Source organism: Streptomyces albidus (ex Kaewkla and Franco 2022), assembly GCF_013870515.1.
In the GTDB taxonomy this organism is placed as follows: domain Bacteria; phylum Actinomycetota; class Actinomycetes; order Streptomycetales; family Streptomycetaceae; genus Streptomyces; species Streptomyces albidus.
Genome location: NZ_JACBXA010000119.1, coordinates 1 through 17,352, shown reverse-complemented (window position 1 = coordinate 17,352; position 17,352 = coordinate 1). Strand labels below are relative to the sequence as shown.

Here is a 17,352-nt window from a genome sequence, read left to right as displayed (position 1 = left end):
CTCACCCATGCCGATGCGGCTTCCGCCCGGGCCGGGCGCCCACGCCGACAGGGTCACCTCGTCCCCGTCCTCCAAAAAGGCGCGTTCCCCGTCGGGCAGCTGGAGCGGTTCCTTGCCCCCCCACGTCAGCTCCAGCAGGCAGCCCCGCTGCGAGGGTTCGGGGCCGCTGACGGTGCCCGACGCGAACAGGTCCCCGGTGCGCAGCGAGGCGCCGTTGACCGTCATGTGGGCGAGCTGCTGCGCACCGGTCCAGTACATCGCCGAGAAGGGCGGCTCCGACACCGTGTGGCCGTTGATGCTGACGGTGATGCGCAGGTCGATCCCGCCTGGCTCCCCCTCCCCGGCGTCGTCCAGATACGGGAGCACGGGCACGTCCCGGGCGGGCGGTGCCGTACGGGCCGAGTCGAGGGCGTCGAGCGGCGTGACCCAGGCGGAGACGGAGGTCGCGAAGGACTTGCCGAGGAAGGGGCCCAGCGGCACGTACTCCCACGCCTGGATGTCGCGCGAGGACCAGTCGTTCAGGAGCGTCACGCCGAACACGTGCTCGCGGAAGTCCGACAGCGGCACCGCGTCGCCCGAGGAGGAGGGGGTGCCGACGACGAAGCCGACCTCCGCCTCGATGTCGAGCCGCCGCGAGGCGCCGAACAGGGGCGCCTCCTCGTGCGGAGGCTTGCGCTGGCCCTTCGGCCGCACGACCGGTGTCCCGGAGACCACGACGGTGCCGGCCCGGCCGTGGTATCCGATGGGCAGGTGCTTCCAGTTGGGGGTCAGGGCGGCGCCGTCAGGACGGAAGATGCGGCCGACGTTGGTGGCGTGGTGCTCGCTGGCGTAGAAGTCGACGTAGTCGGCGACCTCGAAGGGCAGGCGCAGCTCCACCTCGGCCAGCGGCCGCAGGAACCGTTCGGTGACCGCTCGGTGCTCGGGCAGGGTCAGCCACTCCCGCAGCTGTGCCCGTACCGCCTGCCAGGTGGGACGTCCCGCCGCCATGAGGGGGTTGAGCAGGGGCTCCCGCAAGAGGGAGGAGTGAGGCGAGTCGAAGGCCTCCGCCGCGGCGCCCGCGTCGAGCACGGAGTCGCCGTATCGCACGACGATGTGCGGCCGGTCCGGTTCGCCGGCCGTGGTGCACACGCCGTACGGCAGGTTGTCCGGGCCGAAGGGGTCGCCCTCGGGCAGGTCGGTGGGGGTACTTCCCCTGGCTTCGCCGGGGAGACCCCACCCCACGCGTGGCTGCGGGGGAGGGTTCGCGGTCACTGGTGCCTCGCCTTCGAGATCATCGCCGGTCACGGGCGAGCTCAGGGTACGGGGACCTCCACGGGGCCTTCCGCGCCGCCCTCCGTGTCCGGGCCGTGCACGGGAGTTGCGGCATACCTCTCAGCTGCGGAGGTATGCGGGAAGTGGCATCGACGGGCGCCCACGTTGATCCACGAGCGACCGGATACGCTGCCGGGTGATGGTGGCGCTGAGAAGTTGAGGCACCGAGCACTCTCATTCGAGAGCTCATTCGTCGTACGCAGACAGGAGAACCCCTCGTGACCGACGTCGGGCCCTTCGGACTGACCGTGCGGGACCAGGCCCTCGAAGCCGATGTCCAGGCAGGGTTGGCGGCTGTCGAAGAAGGTCTCTTCGAGGCCACGAAAAGCGACGTCCCGTTCATAACGGGCGCCGCGCAGCATCTGGTACGTGCCGGCGGAAAGCGGTTCCGCCCACTGCTGGTGATGCTCGGCGCTCAGTTCGGTGATCCGCACGCACCCGGTGTGGTGCCCTCCGCCGTCGTCGTCGAGCTGACGCATCTGGCGACGCTGTACCACGACGACGTGATGGACGAGGCGGACGTGCGGCGCGGAGTCCCCAGCGCCAACGTCAACTGGACCAACTCCGTCGCGGTGCTCACCGGCGACTTCCTCTTCGCCCGCGCCTCGCAGACCCTCGCCGACCTCGGCCCCGAGGCCGTGCGCATCCAGGCCGAGGCGTTCGAGCGGCTCGTGACCGGGCAGATCCTCGAAACCGCGGGCCCCGGCGAGAACCGCGACCCCGTGCAGCACTACCTGGACGTGATCGCGGGCAAGACGGGCTCGCTGATCGCCGTCTCCGGCCGCTTCGGCGCGCTGATGTCGGGTGCGGACGAGAGCGTCGTCTCCATCCTCACCCAGTACGGGGAGCGCGTCGGCACGGCCTTCCAACTGGCCGACGACGTACTCGACATCGCCAGCGACTCCCAGGAGTCCGGCAAGACCCCCGGCACCGATCTGCGCGAGGGCATCCCCACCCTCCCGGTCCTCCATCTGAGGGCGCGGGCCGCCTCACCGGACGGGACGGCCGACGACCGCGCGCTGTGCCGCCTCCTGGACGGCGACCTGACCGACGACGCCCGTCACGCGGACGCGCTGGCGCAGTTGCGGGCCCACCCCGCGCTGGAGCAGGCCCGGCGGGACACGATCCGGTACGCGGACGAGGCGCGCGAGATGCTCAAGCCGCTGCCCGACTGCGCTGCGAAGGTGGCTCTTTCGGAGCTGTGCGACGCCGTCGTCCACCGCGCCGTCTGACCTCTCACCCCACCTCGCGGGTCTCATGCGGACTCAGGGTTCTCACCCAGTTCCGGCCCCCGTTCGGCGTAGTTGCGGAGTCTCTGCCTCCAACCGGAGGAGTACGCACAGTTGCCTCCACCGGCTGACGCGGAAAGCTCACCGGTTTGGTGCCATTGAGAGACCACCCCGCACCATCCCGACGAATTCGGGGACAATGGCGGGCAGGGGATGGACGAGTGCGACGTACAGATCCGCCACCGACCCGGAGGTAGGGCACAACATGGCACAGATCCAACCGAGGACGTCAGGCAGGAAAGCCGTCAGGTACGGCATACCGGCCGCTGTCGCGGGAATCGCCGCGGTCACCGTGGGGCTCGTGCCCGCGCTCGCCAGCACCGGCAGCCCCGATCTGCCGAAGATCTCGGCGCAGGAACTGGTCGAGAAGATGGCCGCGTCCGACACCCAGCACATGTCCGGCACCGTGAAGATCAACAGCGATCTCGGGCTGCCGGAGATGCCAGGGGCGAGCGGCGGCAACGGAAAGCAGGGCGGCGGCCTCTTCGGCGGCGGCCCGCACGGCGACGAGCGTGACGGCGGCGAACGAGGCGGCGACGGCAAGAAGTCGACCGCGGCCCCCGAGGACAAGCTCATGGAGATGGCTCAGGGCGAGCACACTCTCCGCATCGCCGCGGACGGCCCCGACAAGCAGCGGGTCTCGGTCGTCGAGGACACGTCCGAGTACAGCTTCATCCACAACGGCGACGAGGTGTGGGCGTACGACAGCCGCAGCGACTCGGCGTACCACGCCACGGCCCCCGAGGGCACCTCGGAGAAGCACCGCGAGCGCGGCGAGAAGATGCAGAAGGGCCTGCAGAGCATCACTCCGCAGGAGGCCGCGAAGCAGGCGCTCAAGGCCGCGGAGGACTCCACCTCCGTGACCGTCGACGGTACGGCCGCCGTGGCCGGCCGTGACGCGTACCAGCTCCTGATCAAGCCGAAGGACGCGCCGCACTCGACCGTCGACTCCGTGCGGATCGCCGTCGACGCGAAGAACGGCACCCCGCTGAAGTTCACGCTCAACCCGAAGGGCGGCGGCAAGCCCGTCGTCGAAGCGGCCTACACCAAGGTCGACTTCGGCAAGCCCGCGGCCGACACCTTCCGCTTCAAGCCCCCGAAGGGGACCGACGTCACCGAGCAGAAGCTCGACGACAGGAAGCACCGCGAGCACTCCGGCAAGCCCGAGAAGTCCGACAAGGGTGCGCGCCCCGACATGTCCGGGCTGGACACCCTGGGCAAGGGCTGGGGCCAGGTGACCGAACTCAAGGCGCCCAAGGGTGCGTTGGGCGGGATGCCGGGCATGAACGGGCAGGACGGCAAGGGCGGCGAAGCCGGGCAGTCGCCGCAGGCAGACCAGCTGCTCAACAGCTTCACCGAGGAGGCCGAGGGCGACTTCGGCACCGGCCGGGTCTTCAGCACCCGACTGGTCAACGCCCTGATGACGGACGACGGCACGGTCTACGTCGGCGCTGTGACCAAGGAGGGCCTGATCAAGGCCGCAAACGCCGCGGCCAAGTGACCGGCCTCTCCCAGTCCGTCCCCACCACCCGCTCCGGGTGGTGGGGACGGACGCACTGAACCGCCGCAGTCGAGGAACACCCGACCGAGCACGGGAGCGCCATGGCCGAGCCGTCCGCCGCAGACGCCGTCATCGAGACGCGCGGGCTCAGCAAGCGCTACCGCGGCGGACAGCTCGCCGTCGACGGGCTCGACCTGACCGTGCCGCGGGGAAGCGTCTTCGGGTTCCTCGGCCCGAACGGCTCGGGCAAGACCACCACGATCCGCATGCTGCTGGGCCTCATCGACGCCACGGACGGCAGCGCCCACATGCTCGGCGAGCCGATGCCGCAGGCCGGCAAGCACGTGCTGCCGCGGGTCGGCGCGCTCATCGAGGGGCCCGCGCTCTACGGCTTCCTCTCCGGACGCGACAACCTCAACCGTTACGACGCGGCCGATCCCGTGGCCGACCCCCGCACGCGTCGTGCGCGCGTGGACGCGGCGCTGGAGCGGGTGGGGCTGTCGGCCGCCGCGGGCAAGAAGGCCAAGGCGTACTCGCTGGGCATGAAGCAGCGGCTGGGCATCGCCGCGGCCCTTCTCCAGCCGCGTGAACTCCTGGTCCTGGACGAGCCGACGAACGGTCTGGACCCGCAGGGCATGCGCGAGATCCGTTCGCTCGTCAGGGCCTTGGCGGAGGACGGCACCACGGTCTTCCTCTCCTCCCACCTGCTCGACGAGATCGAGCAGGTCTGCTCCCACACGGCCGTGATGAACCACGGCAGGCTGGTCACCCAGGGCACCGTCGCCGAGATCTCAGCGCTCGGTCACGCCGGGCGCAGCCGTCTGACGGTGACCACTCCGGACGGCTCCGACGCGGTCCGCGTGCTGAAGGAACACGGCGTGACGGACCTGACGGCTGAGGAGTCCCCTGACGGGGAGGTCGTCACGGGTGAGCTGCCCGTCCACGGCCTGCCCGAGGCGGAGTCTCCCGGGCCGGACCTCGCCGGTCTCAACGCGTCGCTGGTGCGCTCCGGAGTCCGGGTGCGGGCCTTCGGCGTCACGAAGGTCTCGTTGGAGGACGTCTTCGTCGCGCTGACCGGGGAGGGTTTCGATGTCGCACGCTGACCTCGTCGGACGGGACGGGCCCGACGGCACCCGCACCGCCGTTCCCGTTCCGGCGTCCGCGGCGCAGGCCGGGAGGGAGCGCCGCCGGCAGTGGCCCCTCTTCCGCAGCGAACTGCTCACCACCTTCCGCCGCTGGCGCACGCTCGCCCTGCTCGGCGTCCTCGCGGTGGTCCCGGTCCTCGTCGGCATCGCCGTCAGGATCGAGACGGCGGGCGGCGGTTCGGCGGGCGGCGACGGGGGCGGGGGTCCTGCCTTCATCTCGCAGATCACCAACAACGGCCTGTTCCTGGTCTTCACCTCGCTCGCGGCCACCTTGCCGTTCTTCCTTCCGATGACCGTGGGCGTGATCGCCGGCGACTCCGTCGCGGGGGAGGCCAACGCGGGCACCCTTCGCTATCTGCTCGTCGCGCCGGCGGGCCGTACGCGCCTGCTGCTCGTGAAGTTCGGCAGCGTCATGGTCTTCTGCCTGGCGGCCACCCTCGTCGTCGCGGCCTTCGCCCTCGCGACGGGGGCGCTGCTCTTCCCGGTGGGGGAGGTCACACTGCTGTCCGGCACGACCGTCCCCTTCTCCGAGGGCCTGCTGCGCGCGCTGGCGATCGCCCTGGCGGTGGCGGTGTCACTGACGGGGCTGGCGGCCCTCGGGCTGTTCATCTCGACGCTGACCAACAGCGGTATCGCCGCGATGGCGGCCACGGTGGGACTGCTGCTGATGGTTCAGATCGTGGACACCGTCCCGCAGTTGCACGCGGCGCACCCGTACCTCTTCCCGCACTACTGGCTGAGCTTCGCCGACCTGCTCCGCGACCCCGTCTACTGGGACGAGTTGCTCAAGAACCTCGGCCTTCAGGGGCTCTACACCGCCGTGTTCGGCTCGGCGGCGTGGGCGCGCTTCACCACCCGGGACATCACGGCTTAGCGTTCGGCGCCCCGGTCCCGCCTGGAGCGGAGGTCCCGGCGGGGACCTCGGCACTTCCGCCCGCCGGGGCTTCGGCCGCCGACTCGCGTTCCGCCGCCTCACGTCCGGCCCTGCGGAGCTGCTCGCGCGCCCGCCCGCGGGTGCGCAGCGCGTCCCAGGTGAGCAGGCAGAGAGCGGCCCAGACGAGGAGGAAGCCGGCCCAGCGCTCCGGGGGCATCTCCTCGTGGAACGCGAACAGGCCGAGGACGAACATCAGGGCCGGCGCCACGTACTGGAGCAGGCCGATCGTGGAGAGCGGCAGCCGTACGGCCGCGCTGCCGAAGAAGATCAGCGGTACGGCGGTCACCAGGCCCGAGAAGACGAGCAGCAGCGCGTGGAGGGTGCCGCCGGTCGTGAAGCTGCCCTCGCCGCGCGTGCCCAGGTAGATCAGGAAGCCGAACGCGGGCAGGAACTGCACGGCTGTCTCCGCGCTGAAGCTGTCCACGCCGTCCATCAGGATGCGCTTCTTGATGAGGCCGTACGTGGCGAAGCACAGGGCCAGGGTGATCGAGAGCCACGGCACCTGGCCGTAGCCGATGCTCAGCACGGCCACCGCGACGGCGCCGATGCCGACGGCGATCCACTGCGCGGGCCGCAGCCGCTCACGCAGCAGCAGCACGCCGAAGGCGATGGAGACCAGTGGGTTGATGAAGTAGCCGAGGGACGACTCGAGGACGCGTCCCACGCTGACCGACCAGATGAACAGGCCCCAGTTGAGGGAGATCGCGGCCGCGGCGAGGGCCACGAGGCCGAGCTTGCGGGGCTGTCGCAGCAGCGGGCGAATCCAGGACCAGCGGCGCATCACCGCGAGCAGCACGACGGCCGTGGGCAGCGACCAGACCATCCGGTGGGCGAGGACCTCACCGGGGTCGGTGGCCTCCAACAGGTGCCAGTAGAGCGGGAGGATGCCCCAAAGGCCGTATGCGGCGAAGCCGTAGAGCAATCCGGCACGCTGATCGCTGCGGTTCCCCACGGCCTCCTCCTGGTTCTCCGTACGGGTACGGGGGCGACACCGATCGACGGTACGCCCGTGCGAACGCCGGTGTCATCTCCGTTTCACATTACGGTACTGACGGGGTGCGGGGTCGTCGCCCGGGGCGGCCTCCCGGTCCTGACACGGCGAAGCCCCGCCGGGGTTCACCGGCGGGGCTTCGTTCGTTCCGTCAGCCGACCACGGTCCAGGTGTCGTTGCCGGCGAGGAGCGCACCCAGGTCGCCCTTGCCGTGGTGTTCCACCGCCTGCTCCAGCTGGTCGGCCATGTCCGTGTCGTAGACGGGGCGCTGCACGTCGCGCAGGACGCCGATGGGCGTGCGGTGCAGCGTGTCCGGGTCGGCCAGGCGGGAGAGCGCGAACGCCGTTGCGGGCGAGGGCGCGTGGGCGTCGTGGACCAGCACGCCGTCGGTGCCCGCCTCCGCGATGTCGACGATGCGCAGCTCGCCGTCCGCCGGGTCGCGGACGACGCCCTTCGAGCCGAGGCCGTCCTCGCCCGGAGTGCCGAACCGGATGGGCTCACCGTGCTCCAGGCGGATCACCGCCTCCTGCGCCTGCTGCTTGTCCTTGAGGACCTCGAAGGCGCCGTCGTTGAAGATGTTGCAGTTCTGGTAGATCTCCACCAGCGCCGTGCCCGGATGGTCGGCCGCGGCCTGGAGCGTGCTGGTGAGGTGCTTGCGGTCGGAGTCGACCGTACGGGCGACGAAGGACGCCTCGGCTCCCAGCGCGAGGGAGACCGGGTTGAACGGGGAGTCCAGCGAGCCCATGGGCGTCGACTTCGTGATCTTGCCGGCCTCCGAAGTGGGGCTGTACTGGCCCTTGGTGAGCCCGTAGATCCGGTTGTTGAAGAGCAGGATCTTCAGGTTCACGTTGCGGCGCAGCGCGTGGATGAGGTGGTTGCCGCCGATCGACAGCGCGTCGCCGTCTCCCGTGACGACCCACACCGACAGGTCCCGCCGCGTGGTGGCCAGGCCGGTGGCGATGGCCGGGGCACGCCCGTGGATGGAGTGCATCCCGTAGGTGTTCATGTAGTACGGGAAGCGCGAGGAGCAGCCGATGCCGGAGACGAAGACGATGTTCTCCCGGGCCAGGCCGAGCTGGGGCATGAAGCCCTGAACGGCGGCCAGCACGGCGTAGTCACCGCAGCCGGGGCACCAGCGCACCTCCTGGTCGGACTTGAAGTCCTTCATGCTCTGGGCCGCTTCGGCCTTCGGCACCAGGGACAGCGGGCCGCTCTCCTGCGTCAGATCAGTCATTGGAGGCCTCCTTCAATGCGGTCGCCAGCTGTTCGGCTTTGAAGGGCATGCCGTTGACCTGGGTGTAGGAGTGGGCGTCGATCAGATACTTCGCGCGGACGAGCGTGGCCAGCTGACCGAGGTTCATCTCGGGGATGACCACCTTGTCGTAACGCCGCAGCACCGCGCCGAGATTCCCGGGGAAGGGGTTGAGGTGGCGCAGGTGCGCCTGGGCGATGCGCTGTCCGTCCTTGCGCAGCCGGCGCACGGCCGCGGTGATGGGTCCGTACGTCGAACCCCAGCCCAGGACGAGGACCTTGGTCTCACCGTCGGCGCTGTCCGGGTCGTCGACCTCGACGTCCGGGACGTCGACGCCGTCGATCTTGGCCTGCCGCGTACGCACCATCAGGTCGTGGTTGGCCGGGTCGTAGGAGATGTTGCCGGTGCCGTCCTGCTTCTCGATGCCGCCGACGCGGTGCTCCAGGCCCGGCGTTCCCGGGACCGCCCAGGGGCGGGCCAGCGTGTGCGGGTCCCGCTTGTACGGCCAGAACACCTCGGTGCCGTCGGCCAGTACGTGGTTGGGTTCCTGCGCGAAGCGCACCCGCAGGTCGGGCAGGTCGTCGGTCTCGGGGACCCGCCACGGCTCCGAGCCGTTGGCCAGGTAGCCGTCGGAGAGAAGGAAGACGGGCGTGCGGTAGGTCAGCGCGATCCGGGCCGCCTCGATGGCGGCGGTGAAGCAGTCGGCAGGAGTGGACGGAGCGACGATCGGGACCGGCGCCTCGCCGTTGCGTCCGAACATCGCCTGGAGCAGGTCCGCCTGCTCGGTCTTGGTGGGCAGTCCGGTGGAGGGGCCGCCGCGCTGGATGTCGACGATCAGCAGCGGCAGTTCCAGGGAGACCGCGAGCCCGATGGTCTCCGACTTGAGAGCCACACCGGGGCCGGAGGTCGTCGTCACGCCCAGGGCGCCGCCGAAGGCCGCGCCCAGTGCGGCGCCGATGCCCGCGATCTCGTCCTCGGCCTGGAAGGTGCGCACCCCGAAGTTCTTGTGCCGGGACAGCTCGTGGAGCACGTCCGAGGCGGGGGTGATGGGGTACGAGCCCAGGAACAGCGGGAGGTCCGCCTGCTGGGACGCGGCGATCAGCCCGTAGGACAGGGCGAGGTTGCCCGAGATGTTGCGGTAGGTGCCGGGCGGGAAGGCGGTGGTGGCCGGAGCCACCTCGTAGGAGACCGCGAAGTCCTCGGTGGTCTCGCCGAAGTTCCAGCCGGCCCGGAAGGCGGCGATGTTCGCCTGCGCCACCTGCGGCTTCTTGGCGAACTTCGTACGCAGGAAGTGCTCGGTCTGCTCCGTGGGGCGGTTGTACATCCACGAGAGGAGCCCGAGGGCGAACATGTTCTTGGAGCGGCCCGCGTCCTTGCGGCCGACGTCGAATTCCTTCAGCGCCTCGACGGTCAGCGTGGTCAGCGGCACCTCGTGGACGCGGTAGCCGTCGAGGGAGCCGTCCTCCAGGGGGCTGGCCTCGTAGCCGACCTTGGCCATGGCGCGCTTGGTGAACTCGTCGGTGTTGACGATGATCTCCGCGCCGCGCGGCACGTCCGCGATGTTCGCCTTCAGGGCCGCCGGGTTCATCGCCACCAGCACGTTCGGGGCGTCGCCCGGCGTCAGGATGTCGTGGTCCGCGAAGTGCAGCTGGAAGGAGGAGACGCCCGGCAGTGTCCCTGCGGGGGCGCGGATCTCCGCCGGGAAGTTCGGCAGCGTCGAGAGGTCGTTACCGAAGGAGGCGGTCTCGGATGTGAAGCGGTCGCCGGTCAGCTGCATGCCGTCCCCGGAGTCGCCCGCGAAGCGGATGATCACCCGGTCCAGGCGCCGTACTTCCTTGGTGCCGCTCAGCTCGGTCTTCACGTCCCCATTTGCACCGTTGGCCCCGTTCGTCCCCTTGTTCGCGGACTCGTCGGCGCCAGGGCGCTGCCCGGCCGGGCTGTTGACCTGATTGGTCACGGTGGATCGGACCTCCTTGAGGCGGCGTACTCGCCAGCCATCGTACGTCGGTAAGGGTTACCTTCCTTGGAGCGATCACAATGCGGACGCGCCTCTGAGACACCCGTACGGCAGTGGGCCCACTCTGCCGCATCTCCCCTTCAGCCCCCCTTGTGAGGGGGTTGCGGTCCTGCTCACGCGGCTGGTGACGGGCCGAGCGGGCGATACCGGGCACGGCTACGAGTTCAGGTATGTCAGGACCGCCAGCACCCGGCGGTGATCCGCGTCACTCTGGGACAGGCCGAGTTTGAGGAAGATGTTGCTCACGTGCTTCTCGACGGCACCGTGGCTGACCACGAGCTGTGCGGCGACCGCGGAGTTGGTCCGGCCTTCGGCCATCAGCCCCAGCACCTCCCGCTCCCGCGGAGTGAGCCCGGCCAGCACGTCCTGCTTGCGGCTGCGTCCCAGCAGCTGGGCGACGACCTCGGGGTCGAGGGCCGTCCCGCCCTGGGCGACCCGGACGACCGCGTCGACGAATTCGCGCACGTCGGCAACGCGGTCCTTGAGCAGATAGCCGACGCCCCTGCTGGACCCGGCGAGCAGCTCCGTGGCGTACTGCTCCTCCACGTACTGCGACAGCACCAGCACCCCGAGGTCCGCGTGGGCAGCGCGGAGCGCGATGGCGGCCCGTACGCCCTCGTCCGTGTGAGTCGGAGGCATGCGCACGTCGGCGACGACCACGTCGGGAAGGCGCCCCGCGTCGGCCAGTTCGGCGACGGTCTTCACCAGCGCCTCGCCGTCACCCACCCCGGCGACGACTTCGTGGCCCCGGTCGGTCAGCAACCTGGTCAGGCCCTCGCGCAGCAGCACCGAGTCCTCGGCGATGACCACCCGCACTCTGCCCTCCACGTCCCCCGCTCGCTGCCCGGCCTGCCCGGCCTGTTTCTCCATGCCCTGCGCGTCCTGCACGATCCACGGCCCCCCTGCGGATTCCTTCGATCCCGGCGCGCCGCCCGCGTCGTCCAGTACGACGCATGCGACGCGCTCAGCATTCCAGAATCCGGCCTCCAGGGCGGTTGGACGCGGCAGCACGCGGTCAGGTTCGACGGGCGGGCCGGGTTCGACGGGCGGGCCGGCGGGGCGGGGCCGTCAGACCCGCCAGGGGAGTTCGGCGGTGATGGTGGTGGGTCCGTTGGTGGGGGAGTGGATGAGGAGGTGGCCGTCGACGGCGTCGAGTCGGTCGGTGAGTCCGGCGAGGCCGCTGCCGGGTGTGGGGTGTGCTCCGCCTTGTCCGTTGTCGGTGACTTGGAGGAGGAGGCGGTCGGTGGTGTGCCAGACGTCGATGCGTGCGGTGGTGGCGTCGGTGTGTTTGGTGATGTTCTGGAGGAGTTCGGAGACGGTGAAGTAGGTGATGCCTTCGATGGCTTGTGCGGGGCGTTGTGGGAGGTCGACGGTGACGGTGACGTCGGCGGTGCAGCGTGCGGCGAGTGCGGAGAGGGCGGGGCCGAGTCCTCGGTCGGTGAGGATGGCGGGGTGGATGCCGCGGGCGAGGTCGCGGAGTTCTTGGAGGGCGATTTTCACTTCGCCGTGTGCTTCGTCGACCATGTGGGCTGCGGCTTGGGGGTCTTCGAGGAGTTTTTCCTTGGCGAGGCCGAGGTCCATGGCGAGGGCGACGAGTCGGGCTTGTGCGCCGTCGTGGAGGTCGCGTTCGATGCGGCGCAGGTCGGCGGCGGCGGTGTCGGCCACCGAACCCCGATCCGACTCCAGCTCCCGTACGCGCGACGCCAGCCGCGACGGGCTGAGCAGGCCGGAGACCAGCATCCGGTCGACGTGGTTCAGCCCCCGCACCAGCCAGGGCGTCAGCAGCACCAGAGCAAGGCCCGTACCGCCGACGAGCAGCAGCTCCGGCGGCTCGTCGGCGTACCAGGACCTCCTCCCGTCGGACACCTGGAGGCCCGGCAGGCCCAGGTAGCGGGGGAAGACCCACTGCCAGGCCGGGTAGAGCGTCATCGACCAGCCGACGGACCAGAAGACGATCGAGACCACGAAGGTGAACAGCGCCCAGGGGAAGTGCAGCACCGAGTAGAGAAGGTGCCGCCAGGAGACCCCGCTGCGCAGCAGCGCCCCCACCCAGGGCATGAACCCCTTCCGGCGCTGGAGCGCGTGTACGGGCTCGGGCTCGGCGATGTCCATGCCCAGCAGGGCGCGGGCGCGTGCCCGCTCCATCACGCCGATGCCGCGGCAGCCCACGAGGCCGGCGGCGAGGACGGGGACGCCGAGGAAGGTGATCAGCAGGCCTGCGCTCGCGGCCATCAAGGTCACGGCGTAGGCGAAGGTGACGACCGCGATCGGCAGCCCGCTGAAGACGTACAGCAGCTCGCGCCAGGTCCGGCCCTCGAGGGGTGCGCGCAGCACGCTCGGCACCCGATGGGGGCGGGGCTGCGCGATGTGAGATGCGGTGGCCATGGGTGAGGTGCCCGTCCTTCCCCGTTCGGGTGGTCCGCCGCCGGCGTCACGTGCCGGCCCGGATGGTGCCACTTCAGGATCCGCCGCGGGCGGGGCCCGGTGCCATGGCGTGAGCACGCCTCTCGGGGAGGGGGTTTACCCCACCCGCCGCCTTCCGTCGGACAGCGGACGGACCGGGCCGGGCGGACTTCCCGTGCTCAAGCATCTCAGCCGCGCACCTTCGGACCGCGCCTGCCGAACTTCTTCACGGGGCGTTCCTCTGCCCCGGACTCCCTCTCCCGCCAGGGGAGTTCGGCGGTGATGGTGGTGGGTCCGTTGGTGGGGGAGTGGATGAGGAGGTGGCCGTCGACGGCGTCGAGTCGGTCGGTGAGTCCGGCGAGGCCGCTGCCGGGTGTGGGGTGTGCTCCGCCTTGTCCGTTGTCGGTGACTTGGAGGAGGAGGCGGTCGGTGGTGTGCCAGACGTCGATGCGTGCGGTGGTGGCGTCGGTGTGTTTGGTGATGTTCTGGAGGAGTTCGGAGACGGTGAAGTAGGTGATGCCTTCGATGGCTTGTGCGGGGCGTTGTGGGAGGTCGACGGTGACGGTGACGTCGGCGGTGCAGCGTGCGGCGAGTGCGGAGAGGGCGGGGCCGAGTCCTCGGTCGGTGAGGATGGCGGGGTGGATGCCGCGGGCGAGGTCGCGGAGTTCTTGGAGGGCGATTTTCACTTCGCCGTGTGCTTCGTCGACCATGTGGGCTGCGGCTTGGGGGTCTTCGAGGAGTTTTTCCTTGGCGAGGCCGAGGTCCATGGCGAGGGCGACGAGTCGGGCTTGTGCGCCGTCGTGGAGGTCGCGTTCGATGCGGCGCAGGTCGGCGGCGGCGGTGTCGGCCACCGAACCCCGATCCGACTCCAGCTCGGTGATGCGTCTCTCCAACTCGTCGGAGGGTGAGAGCAGAGCGCGCACCAGGGCACGGTCCACGTTCGTCAGCCCGCGCGCCAGGACCGGCAGCACCGGCCAGGCGACGAAGAGCGACGGCAGGGTCACCGCGAAGCTGAGCCAGCCCCAGGGCAGCCGGATGAAGAAGTACAGCGCGTGCCGCCAGGCCACCGAATCCTTCAACTGCGTCCAGAGCCAGGAGAAGAAGCCCGGCTGCGGCGGCCGCAGGGGGCTGGGCTCCTCGATGCGTACGCGCAGCAGCGCACGGGCCCGCGCACGTTCCAGACGGCCGAGTTGGCGGCAGCCGAGCAGGGTGAGGGCGAGCAGCGGAATGCCGACGACCGTGACCGAGAGCAGCCCGCTCAGATAGATGCAGACCGCGATGTAGAGGAAGCCCAGGATGTCGACCGGCAGATTGCTGAGGAGATGTGCGATCTCCCGCCAGGTCTGGGGGTCGAGAGCCACCGGACGGGGTGGCGGGAGGGGATCGCCCTCGATGTGAGGGTCCTGGTCCGGGTTCGCACTGGCGGTCATGGGGCCAAGAGTGCCCGGCGGCCGGGGGCGGCGCCATGGGGTGTGGCGGGGGGCGGACGTAGGGATAACCCCACCTCCGCCACCAAGCCGGGGAAGCCGGGGAACGACAACGCCCGCCCGTACGCAGTGGCGTACGAGCGGGCGTCGTAAGAATCACTCAGACGTCAGCCGAGGTCGGCCGCAGCCTTCTTGATGTCCGCGGCGAAGTTGCTCACCTCGGTGTAGACACCGGGCTTGCCGGCGCGGGCGCAGCCCTCGCCCCAGCTCACGATGCCGACCTGGACGAACTCTCCGGCCTCGTCCTTACGGAACATCGGGCCACCGGAGTCACCCTGGCAGCTGTCGATGCCGCCTGCCTCCATGTCACCGGCGCACAGCTCCTCGCCCTCGACGAGCTCGGCGTAGGCACCCTTGCAGGTGGCGTCGTCGACGAAGGGAACGTCGACCTTCAGCAGGTGCTGCTGCTGCTCGCCACCCTCCTTGTCGGCACCCCAGCCGGCGACGGTGAAGTCACCCTCGTTGAGGTTGGCGTCCTCGGCTATGGGAAGGGTCGGCTGGTCGATCGGCTCGGCCAGCTTGATGAGCGCCCAGTCCTTGCCCGTGCCGTTGTAGCCGGGGGCCTGGAGAACCTCGGTGGACTTGACGTCGACCTTGTTGGAGTCCTCGAGGTCCACGACGCCACCGGTGGCGGTGATGCTGGTGTTCTCGCCGCTGCCGTCCACGCAGTGGGCGGCGGTCAGGACGACGTCCTTCTCGAAGAGCGCACCGCCGCAGCCCATGGACAGGCGGACCATCCAGGGGAACTCGCCCTGCTCGGCCTTGGTGCCACCGACGATCTTGGGGCTGGGCTTGCCGGACTTCTCCGAGGCGGTGACCGAGGAACCCTTGTCGTCGGCACCGACCACAGCGGCGCCCGCGGGCGTCAGGCTGATGGCGGCGAGCGCGACAGCGGCGCCTGCGACGATTCTCCCGAGCAGCTTCTTCTGCACTGGTTTCTTCCTCTCGTGGGGGGTGGATCGCGCGAATGCCGCTGGCGTGGGCAGCCCAAATTCCGGCGGTAATCCCAGAATTGGCGGATCCCCGACAAGCGCGCGATGTGATTCTCTGCCGGTGGACGCGGCGTGGCAAGAGGCGGTTTCCGGCGGCAACGCGCCCATAAAGGGGCAGATACGGCACGGGATTGTTGCCCGGTCCTGCCAGGTGAAAGTCTGCGGGTACGCCCTAGACTCCCCTGCGTACAGATCGTCGGGACGCGATTGTCACGTAGGGAAGCGTGCGGGTCGCAGACGGTGCCGGCCCGCGACCGGGGCGGACCCCGGTGCCACCGGGCCACGTACATCGACACAGCGAGCGAGTGAGGACGGGCAGACGTGCCGGACTACTTCCACGGCTATTCGGTCGTCGGGCTGGTCGCGGTGGTCGGAGTGCTCTTCGTCGCCGTGGCGTTCGGCGCCGGGCGGCTGCTGCGACCGGTGGTGCCGACGCGGGAGAAATTCCTGACGTACGAATGCGGGGTCGACCCGGTCGGCGAGGGCTGGGCGCACACGCAGATCCGCTACTACGTCTACGCCTTTCTGTATGTGATCTTCGCCGTCGACTCGGTGTTCCTCTTCCCGTGGGCGACGGTCTTCGCCGAACCGGGCTTCGGCGGCATCACGCTGGTGGAGATGTTCATCTTCCTCGGCTTCCTCGCAGTCGGTTTGCTCTACGCATGGAAGAAGGGCGTCCTGGAATGGACGTGACGCGCACGACGACGGACCTCCCCGACCCCTCTGTCGGAGCGGGGTCCTCGAGAATCGGACCGCTGGCGAGGCTCGCCCCGGAACCGATGAAGGTGATCCTCAACTGGGGCCGCCGGTACAGCCTCTGGGTCTTCAACTTCGGACTCGCCTGCTGTGCCATCGAGTTCATCGCCGCGTCGATGGCCCGGCACGACTTCATCCGCCTCGGCGTCATCCCCTTCGCGCCCGGCCCCCGTCAGGCTGACCTGATGGTCGTCTCGGGCACGGTGACGGACAAGATGGCGCCCGCCGTGAAGCGCCTGTACGAGCAGATGCCGGAGCCGAAGTACGTGATCTCGTTCGGCGCCTGCTCCAACTGCGGCGGCCCGTACTGGGATTCGTACTCCGTGACGAAGGGCGTCGACCAGATCATCCCCGTGGACGTCTACGTCCCGGGTTGCCCTCCCCGGCCGGAGGCGCTGCTGCAGGGCGTGCTGAAGCTTCAGGAGAAGATCGCCCGGGAGTCGACAGCCGAGAGGTACGCGGGCGGGCAGGCCGGGCGTCCGTCGACCGCGGCCCTCACCAGTGGTCTGGTCACGCCGCCGCCGCCCTCCGCCGGAGGGGCCGGGACGGGTTCGGAGGAGAGCAGCAGGTGACCGAGCCCGACGACGCCGACGGCACCCCCAGCCGTCCCGACGACCCCAACGGCCCCAGCGCTCCCGAGGACCCCAGGACTTCCGGCGACGCCGGGGCCTCCGCAGGCTCCGAGACGGGCGGCGGTACGGACGGTCCAGGCGGGACCGAAGCCGAGGCCGGGACCGAGCCCGCCCCCGAGCCGGTCCCCGAGGCCGGACCCGCCCCCGAGCCTGTCGGCTGGCTGCCGCGCGACGCGGTGACGCTGTTCGGCGCGGGCGCCCACGCCGAGGAGGCCTACGGCCTGCTGACCGTCGACGTGCCCCCCGAGTCCTGGATCCCCGCTCTCGAAACGGCCCGCGACAGGCTGGGCTGCCGCTTCTTCGACTGGCTGAGCGCCGTGGACGAACCCGGCACCGGCTTCCGCGTCTGCGCCCACGTAGCGCTCCTGCCCGCGGTGTCCGGGCTTTCGGTGCGCCGGCTGCTGTTGCGTACGACCGTGCCGCACGAGGGGCCCGTACTCCCCACGGCGACCGGGGTGTTCGCGGGAGCGGCCTGGCACGAGCGTGAGACGCACGAGATGTTCGGCGTGGGCTTCACCGGCCATCCGCACCTCGTGCCGCTGCTGCTCCCCGACGCCTTCGAAGGCCACCCGCTGCGCAAGGACTTCGTCCTCGCCGCGCGCGTCGCCAAGGCGTGGCCGGGCGCGAAGGAGCCCGGCGAGT

The 17,352-nt window shown here is 70.2% G+C and carries 15 protein-coding genes; 7 read left to right on the top strand and 8 right to left on the bottom strand.

Features of this window, described 5'->3' with window-relative positions; all coding sequences use genetic code 11:
* Positions 1-1,221 (bottom strand): fumarylacetoacetase (fahA, locus tag H5J26_RS18085; RefSeq protein ID WP_181766923.1); only part of this gene is annotated, 1,221 nt, incomplete at its 3' end.
* A 308-nt stretch (positions 1,222-1,529) separates the two neighbouring features.
* Here fahA and H5J26_RS18080 point away from each other — a divergent pair.
* The 4 genes from H5J26_RS18080 (at position 1,530) to H5J26_RS18065 (ending at position 6,120) form a co-directional block, all read left to right on the top strand.
* Complete coding sequence (locus H5J26_RS18080; protein ID WP_181766920.1) at positions 1,530-2,543, top strand: polyprenyl synthetase family protein; 1,014 nt, start codon at positions 1,530-1,532, stop codon at positions 2,541-2,543.
* A gap of 262 nt (positions 2,544-2,805) precedes the next feature.
* On the top strand, positions 2,806-4,101 hold the full coding sequence (locus H5J26_RS18075) for a LolA family protein (protein ID WP_181766919.1): 1,296 nt from the start codon (positions 2,806-2,808) through the stop codon (positions 4,099-4,101).
* A 101-nt stretch (positions 4,102-4,202) separates the two neighbouring features.
* Positions 4,203-5,204: an ABC transporter ATP-binding protein gene (locus tag H5J26_RS18070; RefSeq protein WP_181766918.1), complete on the top strand. Its 1,002-nt coding sequence runs from the start codon at positions 4,203-4,205 to the stop codon at positions 5,202-5,204.
* Positions 5,191-6,120: an ABC transporter permease gene (locus H5J26_RS18065; RefSeq protein WP_181766917.1), complete on the top strand. Its 930-nt coding sequence runs from the start codon at positions 5,191-5,193 to the stop codon at positions 6,118-6,120. Before H5J26_RS18070 ends, H5J26_RS18065 begins: the two co-directional genes overlap by 14 nt.
* Here the strand turns inward: H5J26_RS18065 and rarD are convergent.
* The 7 genes from rarD to H5J26_RS18030 all read right to left on the bottom strand — a co-directional run bounded on the left by rarD (position 6,110) and on the right by H5J26_RS18030 (position 15,262).
* Positions 6,110-7,132, bottom strand: coding sequence for an EamA family transporter RarD (rarD, locus tag H5J26_RS18060; protein ID WP_181766916.1), 1,023 nt, complete (start codon positions 7,130-7,132; stop codon positions 6,110-6,112). The genes H5J26_RS18065 and rarD overlap by 11 nt on opposite strands.
* A gap of 190 nt (positions 7,133-7,322) precedes the next feature.
* On the bottom strand, positions 7,323-8,405 hold the full coding sequence (locus tag H5J26_RS18055) for a 2-oxoacid:ferredoxin oxidoreductase subunit beta (RefSeq protein WP_181766915.1): 1,083 nt from the start codon (positions 8,403-8,405) through the stop codon (positions 7,323-7,325).
* Positions 8,398-10,380 (bottom strand): 2-oxoacid:acceptor oxidoreductase subunit alpha, encoded by a 1,983-nt coding sequence (locus H5J26_RS18050; RefSeq protein ID WP_181766914.1) that lies wholly within the window; start codon positions 10,378-10,380, stop codon positions 8,398-8,400. The genes H5J26_RS18055 and H5J26_RS18050 overlap by 8 nt, the downstream gene beginning before the upstream one ends.
* A 216-nt stretch (positions 10,381-10,596) precedes the next feature.
* Complete coding sequence (locus H5J26_RS18045) at positions 10,597-11,256, bottom strand: response regulator transcription factor (protein WP_309237964.1); 660 nt, start codon at positions 11,254-11,256, stop codon at positions 10,597-10,599.
* A gap of 252 nt (positions 11,257-11,508) precedes the next feature.
* Positions 11,509-12,825: a sensor histidine kinase gene (locus H5J26_RS18040; RefSeq protein WP_181766913.1), complete on the bottom strand. Its 1,317-nt coding sequence runs from the start codon at positions 12,823-12,825 to the stop codon at positions 11,509-11,511.
* 206 nt (positions 12,826-13,031) lie between these two features.
* Positions 13,032-14,273 carry a sensor histidine kinase gene (locus H5J26_RS18035; RefSeq protein WP_181766912.1) on the bottom strand — a complete coding sequence of 414 codons (1,242 nt, stop codon included), beginning with the start codon at positions 14,271-14,273 and terminating at the stop codon, positions 13,032-13,034.
* Between the two features lie 164 nt (positions 14,274-14,437).
* Entirely contained in the window at positions 14,438-15,262 is an 825-nt protein-coding gene (locus H5J26_RS18030; protein ID WP_309237963.1) for a serine protease, read from the bottom strand.
* Between the two features lie 381 nt (positions 15,263-15,643).
* Between H5J26_RS18030 and H5J26_RS18025 the strand changes: the two genes are divergently transcribed.
* The 3 genes from H5J26_RS18025 to H5J26_RS18015 form a co-directional block, all read left to right on the top strand.
* On the top strand, positions 15,644-16,015 hold the full coding sequence (locus tag H5J26_RS18025; RefSeq protein ID WP_181766910.1) for an NADH-quinone oxidoreductase subunit A: 372 nt from the start codon (positions 15,644-15,646) through the stop codon (positions 16,013-16,015).
* Entirely contained in the window at positions 16,006-16,650 is a 645-nt protein-coding gene (locus H5J26_RS18020; protein ID WP_181766909.1) for an NADH-quinone oxidoreductase subunit B, read from the top strand. Before H5J26_RS18025 ends, H5J26_RS18020 begins: the two co-directional genes overlap by 10 nt.
* Before the next feature lie 221 nt (positions 16,651-16,871).
* Positions 16,872-17,352 (top strand): NADH-quinone oxidoreductase subunit C (locus tag H5J26_RS18015; RefSeq protein WP_181766921.1); only part of this gene is annotated, 481 nt, incomplete at its 3' end.